Below are 19,818 nucleotides of genomic sequence, written 5' to 3' on the forward strand. Positions count from 1 at the left end.
GCGCTCCAATCATTCATCAGTCACTGACCCAAGGTTCTCCATGGCTCAATACGTCTTCACCATGCATCGGCTGGGCAAAGTTGTTCCGCCGAAGCGGGAAATCCTGAAAAACATTTCGCTGTCTTTCTTCCCCGGCGCCAAGATCGGCGTACTCGGCCTCAACGGTTCGGGTAAATCCACGCTGCTGAAAATCATGGCCGGCGTCGACACCGAGTTCGAAGGCGAAGCGCGCCCGATGCCGGAACTGAACATCGGTTACCTGCCGCAAGAGCCGCAACTGGATCCGACCAAGACCGTACGTGAAGTGGTCGAGGAAGCGGTCAGCGTGATCAAGGATGCGCAAGCGCGTCTGGACGAGGTCTACGCTGCCTACGCCGACCCGGATGCCGACTTCGACAAGCTGGCCGCCGAACAGGCCAAGCTCGAAGCGATCCTGCAGGCCAGCGATGGTCACAACCTGGAGCGTCAACTGGAAGTCGCCGCCGATGCGCTGCGTCTGCCGGCCTGGGACGCCAGGGTCGAGCACCTGTCCGGTGGTGAAAAGCGTCGTGTGGCCCTGTGCCGTCTGCTGCTGTCCGCTCCGGACATGCTGCTGCTCGACGAACCGACCAACCACCTGGATGCCGACTCCGTTGCGTGGCTCGAACACTTCCTGCACGACTTCCCGGGCACTGTGGTCGCGATCACGCACGACCGTTACTTCCTGGACAACGTCGCCGGCTGGATTCTGGAACTCGACCGCGGCGCGGGCATTCCTTACGAGGGCAACTACTCGGGTTGGCTGGAAGCCAAGTCCGAGCGTCTGGCCCAGGAATCCAAGCAGCAATCGGCTCACGAAAAAGCCATGAAGGAAGAACTGGAGTGGGTGCGCAAAGGCGCCAAGGCCCGTCAGTCCAAATCCAAGGCTCGTCTGCAACGCTTCGAAGAAATGCAGTCGCAGGAATTCCAGAAGCGTTCGGAAACCAACGAGATCTACATCCCTGCCGGTCCGCGCCTGGGTGACAAGGTCATCGAATTCAAGAACGTCACCAAGGGCTACGGCGATCGCGTGTTGATCGACAACCTGTCGTTTTCGATGCCCAAAGGCGCCATCGTCGGCGTGATCGGCGGTAACGGTGCCGGTAAGTCGACCCTGTTCCGCATGCTGATGGGCAAGGAAACGCCGGACTCCGGCAGCATCGAGATCGGCGAAACCGTACAACTGGCCTGCGTGGATCAGAGTCGCGAAGACCTGGATGGCAGCAAGACCGTGTTCCAGCAGATCTCCGACGGTTCCGACCAGATTCGCATCGGAAACTACGAGATCCCGTCGCGTACTTACGTCGGTCGCTTCAACTTCAAGGGCGGCGACCAGCAGAAGTTCGTCAAGGACCTGTCCGGTGGTGAGCGCGGTCGTCTGCACCTGGCGCTGACCCTGAAGGAGGGCGGCAACGTCCTGCTGCTCGACGAACCGTCCAACGACCTCGACGTTGAAACCCTGCGTTCCCTGGAAGAAGCCCTGCTGGACTTCCCGGGCGCCGCCATTGTGATCTCTCACGATCGGTGGTTCCTTGACCGCGTCGCGACTCACATCCTGGCGTACGAAGACGACTCGCAAGCGGTGTTCTTCGAAGGCAACTACACCGAGTACGAAGCCGATCGCAAAAAGCGCCTCGGCGAAGCAGCGGCCCAGCCACACCGGGTACGCCACAAGAAACTGGCCTGATTACAGGTTGGTTGCATGAAAAAGCGGAGCCTTCGGGCTCCGCTTTTTTTTGCCTGCAATGCAGACTGTTTTATAGCGTGTGTACTATTTGTTTTCATAAATGCGACATTTTTGTCTGTTGCTGTGTACATGTCGTTTGTTACAGTCCGGCTCAATCTCCTCCAACGACAACAAATTTGCCGAGACTTTTCCCATGATCGAATCCGTCGAATCCTTCCTCGCCCGTCTGAAAAAACGCGATCCGGATCAACCCGAATTCCACCAGGCTGTCGAAGAAGTCCTGCGCAGCCTGTGGCCGTTTCTCGAAGCCAATCCGCACTATCTGACCTCGGGGATTCTGGAGCGCATCTGCGAGCCGGAGCGGGCGGTGGTATTCCGGGTGTCGTGGGTCGACGATCAAGGCAAGGTCCAGGTCAATCGCGGTTTCCGCATCCAGATGAACAGCGCCATCGGCCCGTATAAGGGCGGCTTGCGCTTCCATCCTTCGGTGAACCTGGGCGTACTGAAATTCCTCGCCTTCGAACAGACCTTCAAGAACTCCCTGACCTCGCTGCCGATGGGTGGTGGCAAGGGCGGTTCGGACTTCGATCCGAAGGGCAAAAGCGACGCCGAGGTCATGCGTTTTTGCCAGGCGTTCATGAGCGAGCTGTATCGCCACATCGGTGCCGACGTGGACGTGCCGGCCGGCGACATCGGTGTCGGTGCGCGGGAGATCGGTTTCCTGTTCGGTCAGTACAAGCGCCTGAGCAATCAGTTCACCAGCGTGCTGACCGGCAAGGGCATGACCTATGGCGGAAGCCTGATTCGCCCGCAAGCCACCGGTTTCGGTTGCGTGTACTTCGCCGAGGAAATGCTCAAGCGCCGCGAGCAGGCCGTTGAAGGCAAGCGCGTGGCGATCTCCGGTTCCGGCAACGTTGCGCAGTACGCGGCTCGCAAAGTGATGGATCTGGGCGGCAAGGTGATTTCCCTGTCCGACTCCGAGGGCACGCTGTATTGCGAGGCCGGCCTGAGCGAAGAGCAATGGCTGGCGCTGCTGGAACTGAAGAACGTCAAGCGCGGGCGGATCAGCGAACTGGCTTGCGCCTTCGGCCTGGAGTTCCGTGCGCGTCAGCTGCCATGGTCGTTGCCGTGCGACATCGCGCTGCCATGCGCGACTCAGAACGAACTCGACGCCGAATCCGCCCGCACTTTGTTGCGTAACGGCTGCACCTGCGTGGCCGAGGGCGCGAACATGCCGACCACTCTTGAGGCTGTGGATATCTTTATCGAGGCCGGCATTCTGTTCGCGCCGGGCAAGGCCTCCAATGCCGGCGGCGTGGCGGTCAGTGGGCTGGAAATGTCGCAGAACGCCATGCGCCTGCTGTGGACGGGCGGCGAGGTGGACAGCAAACTGCACGGGATCATGCAGTCGATCCACCACGCCTGCGTGCATTACGGTGAGGAAAACGGCCGGATCAACTACGTCAAAGGCGCGAACATCGCCGGCTTCGTCAAAGTCGCCGACGCGATGCTCGCCCAGGGCGTGGTTTAAGCAACGGGGTTCACGAGCGCTCGATGCGGATCACTTCAATCAGTTGATCGCCGGCCGGGCGCTGCCACAGCACTTCGTCGTTGAGCCGCGCGCCAAGCAACGCACGGCCCAGCGGTGAGGCCCAGTTGATCAGGCCGTTGGCCGCATCGGCCTGATCTTCGCCGACCAATTGCACCCGACGCTCGGTGTTATGTTCGTCGGCGTAGGTCACCCAACTGCCGATCTGCACTTTGTCGGTCGAGGTCGGAACGGCCGCGACCTGTGCGCTGGCGACCCGTTGATTGAAATAACGCAAATCCCGTTCGAGGTCGGCCAGTCGCTGCTTGTCGGCCTGTTCGCCCCTGGCGGCCTCTTCGGCGTGCAGGGTTTGCAGTTCGGCGACCTTGGCCTGCAACTGGGCAAACCCTTGCGGCGTGACGTAATTGGGCTGGGTGCTGACCTGCCGTTCGACCGGCTGATCGGCTTGCGCAGCGGCGTTCTCTTCGTTGACGAAAGCGCGACTCATGATGGGCTCCTGTTATAGCCGTTGGGCCATGGTCGCAGGCAAAAGGTTTCGCCGGATGTCTGGAAACGACCTACTGCGAACGATAAGCCCGCGCGGCACCCTGATCCTTTTCCTGCTGCCAGGCGCGCTCGCGTTCGTCCCAGTGCTCGTTGCGATACTGTTCGCGATCCTTGTTTTCCAGCATTGCCTGACACTGCCGGAAGCCGTCGCTCCAGCCTTCGGCGTATTGCTTGTCCTTGAGATAACGCGGCACGTTCTTGCGAAACTCGCCGCTGATCGAACCGGCCGCCTGACGACCGCTGATGCAACCGTCATCGAAACCGTCGGCGAACGCCGGTGGATAACCCTTGGCAATCAAATCTTCGTGGGTGCTCTGACAGCCACCCAACAACAGCAATACACCCGCAAAAACCGCACACCGCCACATCACACTCTCCCGGGCCGGTTTTCCGGCTTATGGGGAAAGTCTAGAAGATGATTCGTCGGGCTTTGGTGAAAGGCCTGTAAGTAATTCGTTAACCAGTGGAGATCCCTGTGGGAGCGGGCTTGCCCGCGATGAGGCCATCAGACTCAACATCTCTGTTGACTGATCATTCGCTATCGCGGGCAAGCCCGCTCCCACAGGTTCAGGGAAATGTTCGGGATCAGTAGTGATACCACTTCACTTCCAGCATCACCTCGGTCTCCGGTGTGGCCAGGTGGCTGAATTCACGCTGGGCACTCAGGCGCAGGCCGAGGTTGCGCGACAACTCCCATTGCTGATTCAGACTCAGGCTACGGCGCACTTCACCATTGAAGAAGTAATCGCCTTTGGCCTCCACGCTGAGATTGCCCAGCGGGTTCTTCCACAACACGCCGGTATTGAAACCGCCTGCGGGAGAAACGAACTCGGCGAAATCATTGTTGTGTTCGACGCGCACGGTGCCGAGGGCGAACCCCAGCACATCGTCACCCAGCGCCCAGGTTCCGCCACCGCCACCGTTGACGTGGCTGACCAGGGTTTCGTCGTCATGCTTGCCCGGCACACGTTCAAGACCCCCGGTGACTTGCCACGACAGCGGCTGCAACAGCGCGTTGCGCGGCGTCAGTGAGCGGATGGTCGCCAGATCCAGTTGCTGGAATTGCCAGTGATTGCCTTCGTACTGGCGCAGCTTCATTTGCAGGATTTCGATCTGCGCGCCAAGGGGGAAACTCTCGGCGTTGTCGTTGAGGTCGTGATAGGCCATGCGCAAGCCGTACTCGCCGAACGCGCGGTCACCGCGAGTGCCGAGACCTGCCTGCCAGGTGCGCGATTCGTGGCCGTCTTCGGGCAGGCCCGGTTGCGGAATTTGCAGCTCCGGCGCCGGGTTTTTGTTGATCGCCCGCAGCAATTCGAAACTGCGCTGCGCCCGCTGCGGATCACGTTCCTGGCCGTTGGCGCGGTAGCGTTCCAGCCGATACGCCGCGTCGATGATCAGCGCTTGGCGATCCCGGGGCAGGGCCTTGAAGGTCGGATCCTGCAATTGCTGTTGATCGGCGCTGACTTTCAGCACCCATTCCTGTTCCTCGCCGCTCAGGGGGGCGGCACGGCTGAGCAGTTCGCGCTCGCGGGACGGACGATATTCGATGTGCTCGACCAGCCCGGCTTCCTTCACCGCTTTGACGGTGTCGGTGGGGATCGCGGTCAGCGGGAATTGTTCGGTCAGGCGCAGACTCGGGCGCGCCACCTGCAACAGTTCGAGCAGGCGATACGAGCAGTTTTCATCGAAGAAGAAATAGTCGAACTGGATCTGCTTCAACTCCCACACGTGTTCGACCATCCGCGCGGTTTCGGCTTGCGTCAGATTGAGCCGGTATTCCCACAGATCGCGGTTTTCCAGGCTGCGGTATTCCGAGAGTTTTTCCTGATAGGGCACCAGCGCGAACAGTCCCGGATAACCACCCATCAAGCCTTTCCAGGCGTAAAGAATGCTGTTGTCCGAGCCTTCGATGTAGGCGCCGAAGTTGATCGCGTAGCTGAGCAGCGAGGTCTTGTCGCTTTGCACGTCGGCCTGGTCGATGCGCAGCAGGGTGTGGCCGAACATCGACGACGGGCTGTTGAGGTAGGCCGCCGGGAAAATCATCACCGCGCTGTGGGGCGAGACGTCCTTGAACCACTTCTTGAATTCGGCGCAGTCCGGCGTCGGCAGGTCGGTCAGGTTGAGCTGGTCTTTCAGCCAGCGCGTGCGCGCCGGGTAGATGCACTGGGCGTGTTGCTCACCGAGACTGGCGGGGGCGTACAGCGCTTGTACGGTGGCCGCCAGTTCATGGTCGGGGTGTTTGTTGCCATCGGGGGCGAGGAAGAATTTTTTGTCGCTGACGTAGCTGCGCCAGCCACCGAGTTTGGCGGTTTCGTAATGACCGAGGGAAATCCAGAAACGGTCGTTGGCCAGTTGCTGCAAACGTTGAGGGTCGATGTGGGGCGCGGCGGACAGCGGGGCGCAGACACACAGCGCCAGCCAGGCAAGGCGTTTGAGCATAAATGGCAACTTAAGTCGAAAGAAACAAAGACCCAAGGAGGGCGGGCCGAAAAAATAAAACCCGCTTCCCGAAGGAAGCGGGTGGGTCGAGCTTAAGCCTGAGTCGCGTACTTGGCCAGACGTGGGTCTGCCTTCAGGACGGCCAGGGTGTTGGTATGCACGTCTTCGGCGGTCACGTCAGCCTTGCTGAAGATCTGCTGGAAGTGCTCGTGAGTGACGGCGGCGAAGTGCGCACGGTCTTCCGGCGCCACGCCCAGTACCACGGCATAGGTCGTCAGCGCTTCGCCGTTGCCTTTTGCCATGTCTTCGGACAGCTCGTTCATCATGCCATTCATGGCAAACCAGGATTTGCCGCCGTAGGTCAGCGAAGCGTTGGTGGAGCAACCGTTGGTGCCGGACGTCATGCCGAAGGTGGCATTGCCGGAGGTGCCGTTGGTGGTGGATGCCAGGAAGTGAGCCGGGGTGCCACGCTGACCTTCGAACAGCATGTTGCCCCAACCGCAATCCGGGCCCCCTGGAGCTTGCGCCATCGCGTTGATGGATACAGCGGTGAAGAGAGTACCGAGAAGAATCCGTTTCATAGCTTTGTTCTCTTTATGTGCATACCAATGGACAGGGTTCTGGCCCCCAAGCTCTGTACGAAACAGATCCAGACGAAGCCAGTGGGCCGGTATTAGTTCCAGCCGCGCAGTTTGGAGTTTAGGCACGTTCCGAGGGTTCCGTGAGTTTTTGCACAATATTTGGAATAAACCCCGGTTTGGCGGGGCCCGAGTGCAGGCAGGCCGGTTGTCTATGCTTTGTGGTGTGGCGCGCCTTGCCAGTGGGGCACGGGCAGCGCCAGAATGCCGCTATCTGCCCCGCCTGATTGTTAAGGAAGCCCGATGCCTGATCCTGTTGCTGCCAGCTTGCGTCTAGCGCCCGAAGCGCTGACCCGTCCGTTTTCCGCTGAACAGTTCAGCTTCACTACCACCAATGATCTGGAGCCCTTTCGCGGTGTGCTTGGCCAGGAACGTGCGGTCGAAGCCTTGCAGTTCGGTGTGGCCATGCCACGCCCCGGTTACAACGTATTCGTCATGGGCGAGCCCGGCACCGGCCGTTTCTCGTTCGTCAAACGCTACCTGAAAGCCGAAGGCAAACGCCTGCAGACCCCGGCGGACTGGGTCTACGTCAACAATTTCGATGAGCCGCGCGAACCTCGCGCCCTGGAGTTGCCGTCCGGCAGCGCCGCTGCGTTCATCGGCGATATCAACGGCCTGATCGACAACCTGCTGGCGACCTTTCCTGCGGTTTTCGAGCACCCGTCCTACCAGCAGAAGAAGAGCGCCATCGATCGCGCCTTCAACCAGCGCTACGACAAGGCACTGGACGTCATCGAGCGCCTGGCCCTGGAAAAAGACGTCGCCCTGTATCGCGACAGCAGCAACATCGCCTTTACCCCGATGCTCGAAGGCAAGGCGCTGGATGAAGCTGAATTCGCCCAGTTGCCGGAAGCCGAGCGCGAACGCTTTCACGATGATATTTCCAGCCTTGAAGAGCGTCTGAACGAAGAACTCGCCAGCCTGCCGCAATGGAAGCGCGAGTCGAACAACCAGCTGCGTCAGCTCAACGAAGAAACCATCACCCTGGCCTTGCAGCCCTTGCTCGCACCGCTGTCGGAAAAGTACGCGGAAAACGCTGCCGTCTGTGGTTACCTGCAAGCGATGCAGGTGTATCTGCTGAAAACCGTGGTCGAGCAACTGGTCGATGACAGCAAGACCGACGCGGTCGCGCGCAAGCTGCTGGAAGAGCAATACGCGCCGAGTCTGGTGGTCGGTCATCCGGCCAGCGGCGGTGCGCCGGTGGTGTTCGAACCGCATCCGACCTACGAAAACCTGTTCGGTCGCATCGAATACACCACCGATCAGGGCGCGCTCTACACCACCTATCGCCAGTTGCGTCCGGGTGCGTTGCACCGCGCCAATGGCGGTTTCCTGATCCTTGAAGCAGAAAAAATGCTCGGCGAGCCGTTCGTATGGGATGCGCTCAAGCGCGCCCTGCAATCGCGCAAGCTGAAGATGGAGTCGCCGCTGGGCGAAATGGGCCGTTTCGCCACCATGACGCTCAACCCGCAGCACATTCCGTTGCAGGTCAAAGTGATCATCATCGGTGCGCGCCAGCTGTATTACACGCTGCAAGACCTCGATCCGGACTTCCAGGAGATGTTCCGCGTTCTGGTGGACTTCGACGAAGACATCCCGATGGTCGACGAAAGCCTGGAGCAGTTCGCCCAGTTGCTGAAAACCCGTACTTCGGAAGAAGGCATGGCGCCGCTGACCGCCGACGCGGTGGCGCGTCTGGCGACCTACAGTGCGCGCCTGGCCGAGCATCAGGGGCGTTTGTCGGCGCGGATCGGCGATCTGTTCCAGCTGGTCAGCGAGGCGGATTTCATCCGGCATCTGGCCAACGATGAAATGACCGACGCCGGCCACATCGAGCGTGCGCTCAAGGCCAAGGCCACCCGCACCGGTCGTGTCTCGGCGCGGATTCTCGACGACATGCTGGCGGGGATCATTCTGATCGACACCGACGGCGCGGCGGTCGGCAAATGCAACGGTTTGACTGTGCTTGAAGTCGGCGACTCGGCGTTCGGTGTGCCGGCGCGGATTTCCGCCACGGTGTACCCGGGCGGCAGCGGCATCGTCGACATCGAGCGCGAGGTCAACCTCGGTCAGCCGATCCACTCCAAGGGCGTGATGATTCTCACCGGGTATCTGGGCAGCCGTTATGCACAGGAATTCCCGCTGGCGATTTCCGCGAGCATCGCGCTGGAGCAATCCTACGGCTACGTCGATGGCGACAGTGCGTCGCTGGGCGAGGCGTGTACGCTGATTTCGGCGTTGTCGAAAACCCCGCTCAAGCAGTGCTTCGCGATCACCGGGTCGATCAACCAGTTCGGTGAGGTGCAGGCGGTGGGCGGGGTCAACGAGAAGATCGAAGGCTTCTTCCGTCTCTGCGAAGCGCGCGGTTTGACGGGCGAGCAGGGTGCGATCATTCCGCAGGCCAACGTCGCCACGCTGATGCTCGACGAGAAGGTGTTGGCGGCAGTGCGTGCCGGGCAGTTCCACGTTTACGCGGTGCGTCAGGCCGATGAAGCGTTGAGCCTGCTGGTGGGCGAGCCGGCCGGTGAGCCGAACGAGGAAGGCGAATTCCCCGAAGGCAGCGTCAATGCGCGGGTGGTGGAGCGCCTGCGAGTGATTGCCGAGATGATCAGCGAAGACGATTTGAAAGAGGCCGAGAAGGAACTGGCGCAGGAGGCGCTGGCTGAGGCCAAACCGGCTTGAGTCAGGCGGCGATCATAAAACGGGAGCCTTGTGCTCCCGTTTTTGTTTTGTCGCGAACGTCGGCAAAAGTGCCATCACTCTGGCGTCAATATTCACACAATGACCATTCGGCGCCTTCTGGTTCTGTGCGGCTTGCGCGCCGGACTTTTCTTCTATTCTCTGCTCAAGGACATCGACAGTATCACTGGATCGAAACAGCTCTTCAGCAAGGGCTGAACACCGGCTTTACCGAGGGTCGCCGCCATGTCGCGCAACCTCTGCCTCACCCGTCAATGCCTGGGTCTTGTGACCCGTATCGAATGCGCCATCAAGCCGTTGGCCGGCGATAACGGCATGTGGACGCTGCTCTTCGCCGCCGGCATGGCCGGTGAACAACCTTCCGCCATCAAGGCTCAGGGCCCGTTTCACGGGCCGATCGCCGCCGAGTCGATTCTCGACACCATCGTTGAAAGCCTGACGATGCACGGCTATGAACTGGCCAATGATCCACAGATCTGGTCGTTGCATCTGCAGGCGCAGTTGCGACAGATCAATGGTGGACGCGGACGCAGCATCGGCACTTTCGACCATTAGCGTCGATCAACGGTGCCGATCAGGGCGCTGCGCCCTGGGTCTGCGCTTTGTCGAGTTTGACCTCGAAGCCGTATTGCACGGTGGTGAGGTCGGTTCGCTGGTAGGTTTCCACGTGCGTCGGATGGCCGTAGAAATAATGCACGCCGAATAACGCCGGCCCTTCCGCGCTCGCGTCGTGACTGACCGACAGAATCTGCTTCAGGTAATGTCCGCTGTCGTCCTTGACGAAGAATCGCCATTCGTTGGCGGGGAATCGCTTCAAATCCACCACCAAGGCGTTGCTCCTGATTTCCAGACCTTTGGGCAGGGCCTTGGCTTCATAAGCCTTTTTGTCCACTGTGGCCAGGAACAACGGCATCGAGCCGACGGCAATCGCCGGGGTTTCCGGGAACAGATTCAGGTCGTAGGTGATGGTCGCCTGTAGCGGATCGACCTGGTATGCCTCGGGCGGCAGTTCGATGGGCTCGTCGAGTTTGCCGTTGTGTTTTTCAGTGAAAAACGTCACCGGGCTTTCGCCGGGGCTGAAGTCGTCGCCGAGCATTTCATCATTGAAGGTTTTGCGGTGGTCGAACTCGATGCGCGCGGCGCTTGGTTCTTCGACCGATTGGCGGATATGAACGCCGCTTTTCAGCTGTTCTTCTGTCAGGGATGCGCCCTTGAGCCAGTCGGGCGCCTGGTCGTCGTAGACGGTGATCGGCAGGTCTAGTGGCTGCACGGTTTTTTCCGTGGTGTGCGGATCGAACTCGCGCACGGGCAGATCCAGCGCCTTGCGGGTGACGGTCGCTTCGGAAAAATCCAGCAGGCTGACTTCAAGGGTGTCGATCGGGCCGTTGAAGTACACCTTGTTGTAGTGGCGCGGGTGCTGTTGCTCAAAGGCCCGTTGTTCATCGTCCAGTTTTTTTTCCAGCGCCTCGCTCCAGGCTTTCTGCTGTTGCAGATAAGCCAGCTGCTTTTGATAGAACGCCACCTGTTCGGGGTTTTCGTTGATGGCGCCGGCACGCACCAGATACTGGCCCGTCGAGTCGCGGGCCTGGACGATCAACGGATTGAGCCGGGTGTTGGCGACTTCCGGGGCGAGCGGCAACTGGTTGCTGAACTCCAGTTCGGCGTAGTGCGTGTCAAGTTTCAGCAAGGTCACGCTGAGGTTGCCGTCGGAGCGGGTCTGGCCGACGTCCTTTTTATCCAGATTGAAACTGTGCAGGCGTTTCGGGGCGATGACTTCCACCTGGCCTTGCAGGCTGACCGGGCGCGGCAGATTCTTCTTGTCGACATTCAACCCTTCGATAAACGGGTAGGTAACGGTCAGGTCATCGGGGTTGGTGACGTTGGAGCTGGATGGGCTCAGCTGAATGCCAGGATCGGTTTCCGACCATTCCGGCTGATAGGCAATGACCCGTTTGTTGCTCAGGGTTACCGATTGCCATTCCACGCCATGGGGGAACAGAAAGCCGCCGGGGATGTTGAGCACGAAAGGGAACACCGGTTGCAGATCGGTGAGGTAATCGGAGCTGGAATCCTTGTGCAACACAAACAGGCCATTGATGAACGTGTCGACCAGTGCCTGGGGTGTCGGGTAGTGCCGGAGTACGCCGAGGGCGTCTTCGCCGTATTCGGTCCGGGGCGGTTTGTTGTCGAGCTTCTGTTGCGCGCGTTCGAGCAGCAACAGCGAACCGCCGAGTTCGGTCACGGCATCCTTGAGTTTCGGATCGGTGATAGCGTCCAGCGATTGCTCGAACCGGGCGGTCTTTTCTTCAAGGCTGACGGCATGCTTTTCATCGCCGGGCGAACATCCGCCAAGCCACAGGGCGAAGCAAATTCCGGCAGTCGTTATCGGCAATCGCACATCCATTTTCCAGTCGTCCTGTCCACTGTCGCTGGGCTGTCAATGGTTTGGACACTAGCAGAAAAACTTTGACACACACACGCAGGTGGCGGATTTCCGGGCGGTTTCTGGCTGTCATGGGCGGCTGGTATACTCGCCGCCGATTTCAACCCTTCTTGTGTGAGAGTCAATGGAACGCTTTATCGAAAATGCAATGTACGCCACGCGCTGGCTGCTGGCGCCGATCTACATCGGGCTGTCCCTCGGGCTGCTGGCGCTGGCATTGAAATTCTTCCAGGAAGTGTTTCATGTCATTCCCAACGTTTTCTCCATGGCCGAGTCCGAGCTGATTCTGGTGCTGCTGTCGTTGATCGACATGGCGCTGGTCGGCGGCTTGCTGGTGATGGTGATGATTTCCGGCTACGAGAACTTCGTCTCCGAACTGAACATCGATGAAGGCAAAGAGAAGCTCAGCTGGCTGGGCACCATGGACTCCTCGTCGCTGAAGATGAAAGTGGCGGCGTCGATCGTGGCAATCTCCTCGATCCACCTGCTGCGGATCTTCATGGACGCCAAGAACGTCGATCCCGAGCACCTGATGTGGTACGTGATCATCCACATGACCTTCGTGGTCTCGGCGTTTGCCATGGGTTACCTGGACAAGCTCACCAAGCACTGATGAGCTGACGATTGCTGTAACAAAACCGCCCGTTTGTTGCGAAACAGACGGGCGGTGTCGTTTGTGGCTTGTGCTTTGTGGCGCCGAGGCATATCCCTGTAGGTCTCAAGGCTCGCCACCGCGTGAGGTGCGTTCATGAACCTGCAAGAGTTGAATGCGTTTGCCGTCGCCAGAAAGGTCGACGAACTGAATCTGATCTCCATGGAAGGCGGAATCTATCTGCTCGAAGCCCGGATGCATGGCGCGGCGTACCCGCTGAGCGATGCACAGGGGAAAATGCTGACGCTGCGTTCGGTCGAGCATGCCCGGGATGTGCTGCATGACTTGCCGGTGCTGCCGTTCAACCTGGTGCACACCTCGGTGCACGATGAAATGTGCGGTCTTGGCGCCAGTGCCGAAGAAAGCCTGAAGGTGCCGCTGGCCTGGCGATCCGCGCTGTAGGCCCTGGGGCCTGATCAATGCCGGAACATCTGTGCTAGTCTGCTCGCCCTTTTGGTTCCGGGCGCGCCGGGACGCGCTGTGTACGCACGGCATGTCCTGAGGCCGTCCGCACAGCGGAGCAGTGTCATGTCCGAAGTAAATCTGTCCACCGACGAAACCCGCGTCAGCTACGGCATCGGCCGTCAACTGGGTGACCAGCTGCGCGACAACCCGCCACCGGGTGTCAGCCTGGACGCCATCCTGGCCGGTCTGACTGACGCCTTCGCCGGCAAGCCAAGCCGCGTGGGTCAGGAAGAGCTGTCCGCCAGCTTCAAAGTGATCCGCGAGATCATGCAAGCCGAAGCCGCTGCCAAGGCTGAAGCCGCCGCTGGTGAAGGCCGTGCGTTCCTGGCTGAAAACGCCAAGAAAGACGGCATCACCACGCTGGCTTCCGGTCTGCAATTCGAAGTGCTGACTCAGGGCGAAGGCGCCAAGCCATCCCGTGAAGACACCGTACGTACTCACTACCACGGCACGCTGATCGACGGCACTGTGTTCGACAGCTCCTACGAGCGTGGCCAGCCGGCTGAATTCCCGGTGGGTGGCGTTATCGCTGGCTGGACCGAAGCCCTGCAACTGATGAATGCCGGCAGCAAATGGCGTCTGTACGTGCCGAGCGAACTGGCTTACGGCGCTCAAGGCGTTGGCAGCATCCCGCCGCACAGCGTTCTGGTGTTCGACGTCGAGCTGCTCGACGTTCTGTAACCCCCGTTACCCTGCACAAGCGTGGCTTGTGCAGGGTTGCTTCGCCGTTCTCATACTTCGATCTTGTTGTGCAGTTCACTGGTCGGGCGCAAGGCCCGGGCATAGCAGAACAGGAACAGATTGCGCACCAGCTCCTTGAGCACCAATGGCTCGCTGGAACTCAGGCCGTTGACGTCCAGATCCCCTTGATCCTGCAATTCGTGCAGGGCTTCTTCTTCCAGTACGGCGCAGACCTCACCGGTTTCCCTATGCAGGATCCTGAGGTACGGGTGCGGGCGATCCAGCCAGGCGTCGATCAAATAAGTCATGGGTCTCATCTCCATTGAAAAGGTTTCAATGAGAATAATTCTTATTCGTCAAATAGCAAGCGCCTATTGGCGGTTTGTGATTTTTTGCGGGTAAAGATTGCGTAAGGTCAAAACGGCTGGCGTTTGGCTGTTGCGAGGATTTGTTGGGGATCGTGGGGGAGGGTGAAGCTCCATCCCACGGCGGGCGCGGGATGGAAGACAGCAGACTCAGACTTTTCTGACAAACTCGGATTTGAGTTTCATCGGGCCGATGCCGTCGATCTTGCAGTCGATGTCGTGATCGCCATCGCACAGGCGGATGTTCTTGACCTTGGTGCCGACCTTGACCACCAGGGAGGTACCCTTGACCTTCAGGTCCTTGATCACGGTGATGGTGTCGCCGTCCTGCAGGACGTTACCGACCGAATCTTTCTTCACGGCATCATCGGACGCCACTTCGGCTTCACCGCCGGCAGACCACTCGTGGGCGCACTCCGGGCACACCAGTTGGGTGCCGTCTTCGTAGGTGTATTCGGAATTGCATTTCGGGCAGGGTGGCAACGTGCTCACTAAGGCTCCTTGGAGAGGGGATCGCTAAAAGTCGCACATTGTATAGGGTTTTAGCCGCCGATGGCAGGCAACAAAAAACCGCAGGCTCCATCGGAGGCTGCGGTTTTTTGATGACGCGATGCTGATCAGTGCGTGCGGGCGACCGAGAACTCGCTCAGTTCAACCAGTGCATCGCGGTATTCGCTGGCCGGCAGCGCGTCGAGGCACTTGATCGCACGGGCCACGTAATCGCGGGCCAGTTGCGCGGTGTATTCCAGCGAACCGGACGCTTCCACGGCGATGCGGATGCTTTCCAGGTCTTCGATCCCACCTTTCTGGATCGCCTGGCGTACCAGTGCGGCTTGCTCTGGCGTGCCTTCGCGCATGGTGTAGATCAGCGGCAGGGTCGGCTTGCCTTCCGCCAGATCGTCACCGACGTTCTTGCCCAGGGTTTCGGCGTCGCCCTTGTAGTCGAGCAGGTCATCTACCAGCTGGAACGCCACGCCCAGGTGATCGCCGAAGGTGCGCAGGGCTTCGCTCTGCTCGGCGGTGGCACCTGCCAGCGCCGCGGCGCTGTGGGTCGAGGCTTCGAAGAGCATCGCGGTCTTGCCGCGGATGACTTCCATGTAGGTTTCTTCGGTGGTGCTGGCATCGCGAACCTTGGACAGCTGCAGCACTTCGCCTTCGGCGATGATGCGCGTGGCCTGGGACAGGATCTTCATCACCGGCATCGAGCCCAGTTCGACCATCATTTCGAACGAGCGCGAGTACAGGAAGTCGCCGACCAGTACGCTCGGGGCGTTGCCCCACATGGCGTTGGCGGTGGAGCGGCCACGGCGCATGCCGGACATGTCGACCACGTCGTCATGCAGCAGGGTGGCGGTGTGCAGGAATTCAATGGTGGCAGCCAGCAGGCGCATGTCGTCGCCTTCGCGACCCAGGGCCTTGCCACACAGCAGCACCAATAAAGGACGCAGGCGTTTGCCGCCGGCCGACGTGATGTAATCGCCGATTTTCGATACCAGCGGCACTCGGGAAGTCAGCTGCTTCTTGATGATGCCGTCGACGGCGCTAAAATCGTCCGCCACCGCGCGGTAGAAAGCTTGGGGTTGCATCAGCGACAGGTGCTCCAGAAGGGTTGCGCGGCATGCTAGGACCCACGTCCGGGCCTGTCAAGGCGCGATGGACGGCCCCTTGCATGACTTCGAAGGCTTGCGTACAATCGCGCACCCTGAACTTCCTGGGCAGCACCTGCCTTACGCAATTGCACTTGGGCCGTTCCAGCCCCATGCAGCCATGCCAGCCAATACCTCTTCTTATAAAGAGCTGGGTGAGCAGGATTATCGGAGAAATACCATGTACGCAGTAATCGTTACCGGCGGTAAGCAATACAAGGTCGCTGAAGGTGAATACCTGAAGATCGAAAAACTGGAAGTCGCTACTGGCGAATCCGTGACTTTTGACCGCGTTCTGTTGGTCGCCAATGGCGACGACGTGAACATCGGCGCACCTGTTGTTGCTGGCGCAACCGTCAAGGCTGAAGTGATCTCCCAAGGTCGTCACGATAAAGTCCGCATCATCAAGTTCCGTCGCCGTAAGCACCACATGAAGCGTATGGGCCACCGCCAGTGGTTCACCGAGATCAAAATCACCGGTATTCAGGCTTAATACAGCCTAATTCCTCACTAGGAGAATTGAACTCATGGCACACAAAAAAGCTGGTGGTAGTACCCGTAACGGTCGCGACTCAGAAGCCAAACGCCTTGGCGTGAAGATGTATGGCGGCCAGGTCATCAAGGCCGGCAACATCATCGTTCGTCAGCGCGGCACCCAATTCCACGCTGGCTACGGCGTTGGCATGGGTAAAGATCACACCCTCTTCGCGAAAATCGAAGGCGTGATCAAGTTTGAAGTAAAAGGCGCCTTCGGTCGTCGTTACGTGAGCGTTGTCGCAGCCTAACTGCGAGAGTGCTGGAGAAGCCCTGTCTTGCGACGGGGCTTTTTCGTTTGTGGGGTGAGTCTCTTGCAAAGCTGTTTGTATGGGCTGCCGGCGTGCGATGCAGGTCGTGGTTTGGGGTCGCTGCGCTCATTTTTGCAAGAGTCTTATGTCTTGATTGTTTTTCGGCTCGTCCGTGCGGCGAGAGGCGTTGGTTATGAAGTTTGTTGATGAAGTATCGATCCGCGTAAAGGCTGGCGACGGCGGCAATGGTTGCATGAGTTTCCGTCGGGAAAAATTCATTGAAAATGGTGGCCCGAACGGTGGTGACGGTGGCGACGGCGGTTCCATCTTCATGATGGCCGACGAAAACCTCAACACCTTGGTGGATTACCGTTACACCCGTCACTTCGAGGCTGAGCGCGGTTCCAACGGTGGCAGCACCGACTGCACCGGCAAGAAGGGCGAAGACCTGATCCTGCGCGTGCCGGTTGGCACCACGATCATCGACTCGGCTACCCAGGAAGTCATCGGCGACCTGACCAAATCCGGTCAGAAGCTGATGGTGGTTCAGGGTGGCTGGCACGGTCTGGGCAATACCCGTTTCAAATCCAGTACCAACCGTGCGCCGCGTCAGACGACCCCGGGCAAGCCGGGCGAGCAGCGCGACCTGAAACTGGAAATGAAAGTTCTGGCTGACGTCGGCCTGCTGGGTCTGCCGAATGCCGGTAAAAGTACCTTTATCCGTTCGGTTTCGGCTGCCAAGCCGAAAGTTGCCGATTACCCGTTCACTACGCTGGTGCCAAACCTGGGTGTGGTCAGTGTCGATCGCTGGAAAAGCTTCGTCATCGCCGATATCCCGGGGCTGATCGAAGGCGCTTCCGATGGTGCCGGCCTGGGGATCCGTTTCCTCAAGCACCTGGCGCGTACCCGTCTGTTGCTGCATCTCGTGGACATGGCTCCGCTGGATGAAAGCAGTGCGCCGGACGCTGCTGAAGTGATCGTCAACGAGCTGATCAAGTTCAGCCCGTCCCTGGCGGAGCGTGATCGCTGGCTGGTGCTGAACAAGTGCGACCAGATCCTCGAGGAGGAGCACGAAGAGCGCGTCAAGGAAATCGTTGAGCGCCTGCAATGGGAAGGTCCGGTCTACGTGATCTCGGCCATCGCCAAAGAAGGCACCGAGCGCCTGACGCGCGACATCATGCGTTACCTGGAAGATCGTGCCGATCGCCTGGCCAATGACCCGGCCTACAAGGAAGAGCTGGCTGATCTCGATCAGCGCATCGAAGACGAGGCCCGTGCCCAGTTGCAGGCGCTGGATGACAAGCGTGCCCTGCGTCGCAGCGGCGTGAAGTCGGTCCATGACATCGGCGAGGATGATTGGGACGAAGAAGATGTGGATGACGAAGACGGTCCGGAAATCATTTACGTGCGTGACTGATTCGTTGCAGTAAACTTAAGCGCCGCTCAATCGAGCGGCGTTTTAGTATCCGGAAATCGATTGTTGGTCACGAAGAACCACGAATAACGTTACGGGCAGTGTCAGGTCGCGCTGCCCTCAAGCTAAGGTTGAAGATGATGCGGAGCAAGGTGACAGGTGCGCAGCGTTGGGTCGTGAAGATCGGCAGCGCTTTGCTGACGGCGGATGGCAAGGGGCTGGATCGCGCAGCAATGGGTGTCTGGGTCGAGCAGATGGTGGCTCTGCATGAGGCTGGCGTCGAACTGGTGCTGGTGTCCTCCGGGGCTGTGGCGGCGGGCATGAGTCGCCTCGGCTGGACCGCTCGACCCAGTGCGATGCACGAGCTCCAGGCTGCTGCAGCCATCGGTCAGATGGGTCTGGTGCAGGCCTGGGAGTCGAGCTTTGCCGAGCATGGTCGGCACACTGCGCAGATTCTCCTGACTCACGACGACCTGTCCGATCGCAAGCGCTACCTGAACGCCCGCAGCACCTTGCGTGCGCTGGTCGAGCTGAAAGTCATTCCGGTGATCAACGAGAACGACACCGTGGTTACCGATGAAATTCGCTTCGGTGATAACGACACGCTCGCAGCGCTGGTGGCAAACCTGGTCGAGGCTGATCTGCTGGTGATCCTGACGGATCGCGACGGCATGTTTGACGCCGATCCGCGCAATAATCCGGACGCCCAGCTGATCTACGAAGCGCGCGCCGATGATCCGACGCTGGATGCAGTGGCGGGCGGCACTGGCGGTGCGCTGGGTCGTGGCGGCATGCAGACCAAGCTGCGTGCGGCGCGGCTGGCGGCGCGTTCCGGGGCACACACCATCATTGTTGGCGGGCGTCTGGAGCGTGTGCTTGACCGTCTGAAGGCGGGTGAGCGGATTGGTACGTTGCTGTCGCCCGAGCGCGGCATGCTCGCGGCGCGCAAGCAGTGGCTGGCCGGTCATCTGCAAACCCGCGGCACGCTGGTGCTGGATGATGGCGCGGTTTCCGCTTTGTCCCAAGGCAATAAAAGTTTGCTGCCGGTCGGTGTCAAGCTGGTTCAGGGCAGCTTCCGTCGTGGCGAAATGGTGGTTTGCGTGGCGCCGGACGGGCGTGAGATTGCCCGTGGCCTGGCCAACTACAGCGCGCTGGAAGCACAAAAAATCATCGGTCAGTCGTCGGATGCGATTGTCGGTTTGCTGGGTTACATGGCTGAGCCGGAACTGGTTCACCGTGACAATCTGATTCTGGTGTAAGGAAAACGCGATGCGCATGGCAAAAGGATTGTTGGGCTTGTTGATGGTGCTGCCATTGCTGGCCTCGGCCGAGGAAATCGGTCAGGTGTCGACGGTGTTCAAATTTGTCGGGCCGAACGACCGGATCGTGGTCGAGGCATTCGATGATCCGAAGGTTGAGGGTGTGACCTGCTACCTGTCGCGCGCCAAGACCGGTGGTGTGAAGGGTGGGTTGGGTCTGGCCGAGGATCGTGCCGAGGCGTCCATTGCCTGCCGTCAGGTCGGTCCGATCAACTTCAAGGGTGAGTTGAAGGATGGTGAAGAGGTGTTCAAGGAGCGCACTTCGCTGGTGTTCAAGACCATGCAGGTGGTGCGTTTCCTCGACAAGAAGCGCAACACGCTGGTGTATCTGGTCTACAGCGATCGTCTGATCGAAGGCAGTCCGCAGAATGCGGTGACGGCGATCCCGATTCTGCCGTGGGCGGCGGCTCATTAATCGCGCGTAAACAAAGAGGAGCCGGCTGGCTCCTCTTTTTTTGCCTGTGTTTTGCT

The 19,818-nt window shown here is 59.8% G+C and carries 20 protein-coding genes; 12 read left to right on the plus strand and 8 right to left on the minus strand.

The genetic code is table 11. From position 1 onward, the window contains the following. The first annotated feature begins 40 nt into the window (after nucleotides 1-40). On the plus strand, nucleotides 41-1,705 hold the full coding sequence (ettA, locus tag CAF73_RS15275; RefSeq protein ID WP_085697543.1) for an energy-dependent translational throttle protein EttA: 1,665 nt from the start codon (nucleotides 41-43) through the stop codon (nucleotides 1,703-1,705). Nucleotides 1,706-1,898: 193 nt separating this feature from the next. After that, on the plus strand, nucleotides 1,899-3,236 hold the full coding sequence (gene gdhA, locus CAF73_RS15280; protein ID WP_085703153.1) for an NADP-specific glutamate dehydrogenase: 1,338 nt from the start codon (nucleotides 1,899-1,901) through the stop codon (nucleotides 3,234-3,236). 10 nt (nucleotides 3,237-3,246) lie between these two features. Here the strand turns inward: gdhA and CAF73_RS15285 are convergent, their stop codons facing one another. The 4 genes from CAF73_RS15285 to CAF73_RS15300 all read right to left on the minus strand — a co-directional run bounded on the left by CAF73_RS15285 (nucleotide 3,247) and on the right by CAF73_RS15300 (nucleotide 6,820). Further along, complete coding sequence (locus CAF73_RS15285) at nucleotides 3,247-3,741, minus strand: GreA/GreB family elongation factor (protein ID WP_085703154.1); 495 nt, start codon at nucleotides 3,739-3,741, stop codon at nucleotides 3,247-3,249. Nucleotides 3,742-3,811: 70 nt separating this feature from the next. Continuing rightward, nucleotides 3,812-4,168, minus strand: coding sequence for a hypothetical protein (locus CAF73_RS15290; RefSeq protein WP_007950973.1), 357 nt, complete (start codon nucleotides 4,166-4,168; stop codon nucleotides 3,812-3,814). Between the two features lie 217 nt (nucleotides 4,169-4,385). Further along, a complete protein-coding gene (locus tag CAF73_RS15295) occupies nucleotides 4,386-6,239 on the minus strand; it encodes a DUF4105 domain-containing protein (protein WP_085703155.1) in 1,854 nt (617 codons plus the stop codon). Nucleotides 6,240-6,331: 92 nt separating this feature from the next. Next, nucleotides 6,332-6,820 (minus strand): DUF3015 domain-containing protein, encoded by a 489-nt coding sequence (locus CAF73_RS15300; RefSeq protein ID WP_007950971.1) that lies wholly within the window; start codon nucleotides 6,818-6,820, stop codon nucleotides 6,332-6,334. A gap of 300 nt (nucleotides 6,821-7,120) precedes the next feature. Here CAF73_RS15300 and CAF73_RS15305 point away from each other — a divergent pair, with 300 nt between their 5' ends. Together CAF73_RS15305 and CAF73_RS15310 are read left to right on the plus strand one after the other, a co-directional pair. After that, nucleotides 7,121-9,559, plus strand: a complete 2,439-nt coding sequence (locus CAF73_RS15305) for a Lon protease family protein (RefSeq protein WP_085697539.1) — start codon at nucleotides 7,121-7,123, stop codon at nucleotides 9,557-9,559. A gap of 243 nt (nucleotides 9,560-9,802) precedes the next feature. Next, a complete protein-coding gene (locus tag CAF73_RS15310) occupies nucleotides 9,803-10,132 on the plus strand; it encodes a hypothetical protein (RefSeq protein ID WP_007950969.1) in 330 nt (109 codons plus the stop codon). Nucleotides 10,133-10,151: 19 nt separating this feature from the next. Here CAF73_RS15310 and CAF73_RS15315 read toward each other — a convergent pair whose 3' ends face one another. Further along, the gene (locus tag CAF73_RS15315; RefSeq protein WP_085703156.1) at nucleotides 10,152-11,981 is read right to left on the minus strand and encodes a hypothetical protein; all 1,830 of its coding nucleotides are present in this window, start codon (nucleotides 11,979-11,981) and stop codon (nucleotides 10,152-10,154) included. Nucleotides 11,982-12,144: 163 nt separating this feature from the next. Between CAF73_RS15315 and CAF73_RS15320 the strand changes: the two genes are divergently transcribed. The 3 genes from CAF73_RS15320 (at nucleotide 12,145) to CAF73_RS15330 (ending at nucleotide 13,818) form a co-directional block, all read left to right on the plus strand. After that, nucleotides 12,145-12,633 (plus strand): TIGR00645 family protein, encoded by a 489-nt coding sequence (locus tag CAF73_RS15320; RefSeq protein WP_085689720.1) that lies wholly within the window; start codon nucleotides 12,145-12,147, stop codon nucleotides 12,631-12,633. Between the two features lie 135 nt (nucleotides 12,634-12,768). After that, nucleotides 12,769-13,074, plus strand: coding sequence for a DUF6482 family protein (locus tag CAF73_RS15325; RefSeq protein WP_085689722.1), 306 nt, complete (start codon nucleotides 12,769-12,771; stop codon nucleotides 13,072-13,074). 126 nt (nucleotides 13,075-13,200) lie between these two features. Then, on the plus strand, nucleotides 13,201-13,818 hold the full coding sequence (locus CAF73_RS15330) for an FKBP-type peptidyl-prolyl cis-trans isomerase (protein ID WP_085689724.1): 618 nt from the start codon (nucleotides 13,201-13,203) through the stop codon (nucleotides 13,816-13,818). Between the two features lie 50 nt (nucleotides 13,819-13,868). On the opposite strand, the gene CAF73_RS15335 is transcribed toward CAF73_RS15330, so the two are convergent. The 3 genes from CAF73_RS15335 to CAF73_RS15345 all read right to left on the minus strand — a co-directional run bounded on the left by CAF73_RS15335 (nucleotide 13,869) and on the right by CAF73_RS15345 (nucleotide 15,769). After that, a complete protein-coding gene (locus CAF73_RS15335; RefSeq protein WP_085697537.1) occupies nucleotides 13,869-14,126 on the minus strand; it encodes a hypothetical protein in 258 nt (85 codons plus the stop codon). Nucleotides 14,127-14,333: 207 nt separating this feature from the next. Continuing rightward, nucleotides 14,334-14,675, minus strand: a complete 342-nt coding sequence (locus tag CAF73_RS15340) for a zinc ribbon domain-containing protein YjdM (protein WP_007950963.1) — start codon at nucleotides 14,673-14,675, stop codon at nucleotides 14,334-14,336. A gap of 125 nt (nucleotides 14,676-14,800) precedes the next feature. Further along, nucleotides 14,801-15,769 carry a polyprenyl synthetase family protein gene (locus CAF73_RS15345; RefSeq protein WP_085703157.1) on the minus strand — a complete coding sequence of 323 codons (969 nt, stop codon included), beginning with the start codon at nucleotides 15,767-15,769 and terminating at the stop codon, nucleotides 14,801-14,803. 241 nt (nucleotides 15,770-16,010) lie between these two features. Here CAF73_RS15345 and rplU point away from each other — a divergent pair, with 241 nt between their 5' ends. From rplU to CAF73_RS15370, 5 genes are all read left to right on the plus strand, one after another. Further along, the gene (rplU, locus tag CAF73_RS15350) at nucleotides 16,011-16,322 is read left to right on the plus strand and encodes a 50S ribosomal protein L21 (RefSeq protein ID WP_003228361.1); all 312 of its coding nucleotides are present in this window, start codon (nucleotides 16,011-16,013) and stop codon (nucleotides 16,320-16,322) included. 34 nt (nucleotides 16,323-16,356) lie between these two features. After that, the gene (rpmA, locus tag CAF73_RS15355) at nucleotides 16,357-16,614 is read left to right on the plus strand and encodes a 50S ribosomal protein L27 (protein WP_003228360.1); all 258 of its coding nucleotides are present in this window, start codon (nucleotides 16,357-16,359) and stop codon (nucleotides 16,612-16,614) included. A 193-nt stretch (nucleotides 16,615-16,807) separates the two neighbouring features. After that, entirely contained in the window at nucleotides 16,808-18,031 is a 1,224-nt protein-coding gene (gene cgtA / locus CAF73_RS15360; protein WP_085697536.1) for an Obg family GTPase CgtA, read from the plus strand. Between the two features lie 137 nt (nucleotides 18,032-18,168). Further along, the gene (gene proB, locus CAF73_RS15365) at nucleotides 18,169-19,287 is read left to right on the plus strand and encodes a glutamate 5-kinase (RefSeq protein WP_045121906.1); all 1,119 of its coding nucleotides are present in this window, start codon (nucleotides 18,169-18,171) and stop codon (nucleotides 19,285-19,287) included. A gap of 10 nt (nucleotides 19,288-19,297) precedes the next feature. After that, nucleotides 19,298-19,762 carry a CreA family protein gene (locus CAF73_RS15370; RefSeq protein ID WP_085703158.1) on the plus strand — a complete coding sequence of 155 codons (465 nt, stop codon included), beginning with the start codon at nucleotides 19,298-19,300 and terminating at the stop codon, nucleotides 19,760-19,762. Nucleotides 19,763-19,818: the final 56 nt, after the last annotated feature.

The organism is Pseudomonas sp. B15(2017), assembly GCF_002113215.1.
Classification (GTDB): Bacteria; Pseudomonadota; Gammaproteobacteria; order Pseudomonadales; family Pseudomonadaceae; genus Aquipseudomonas.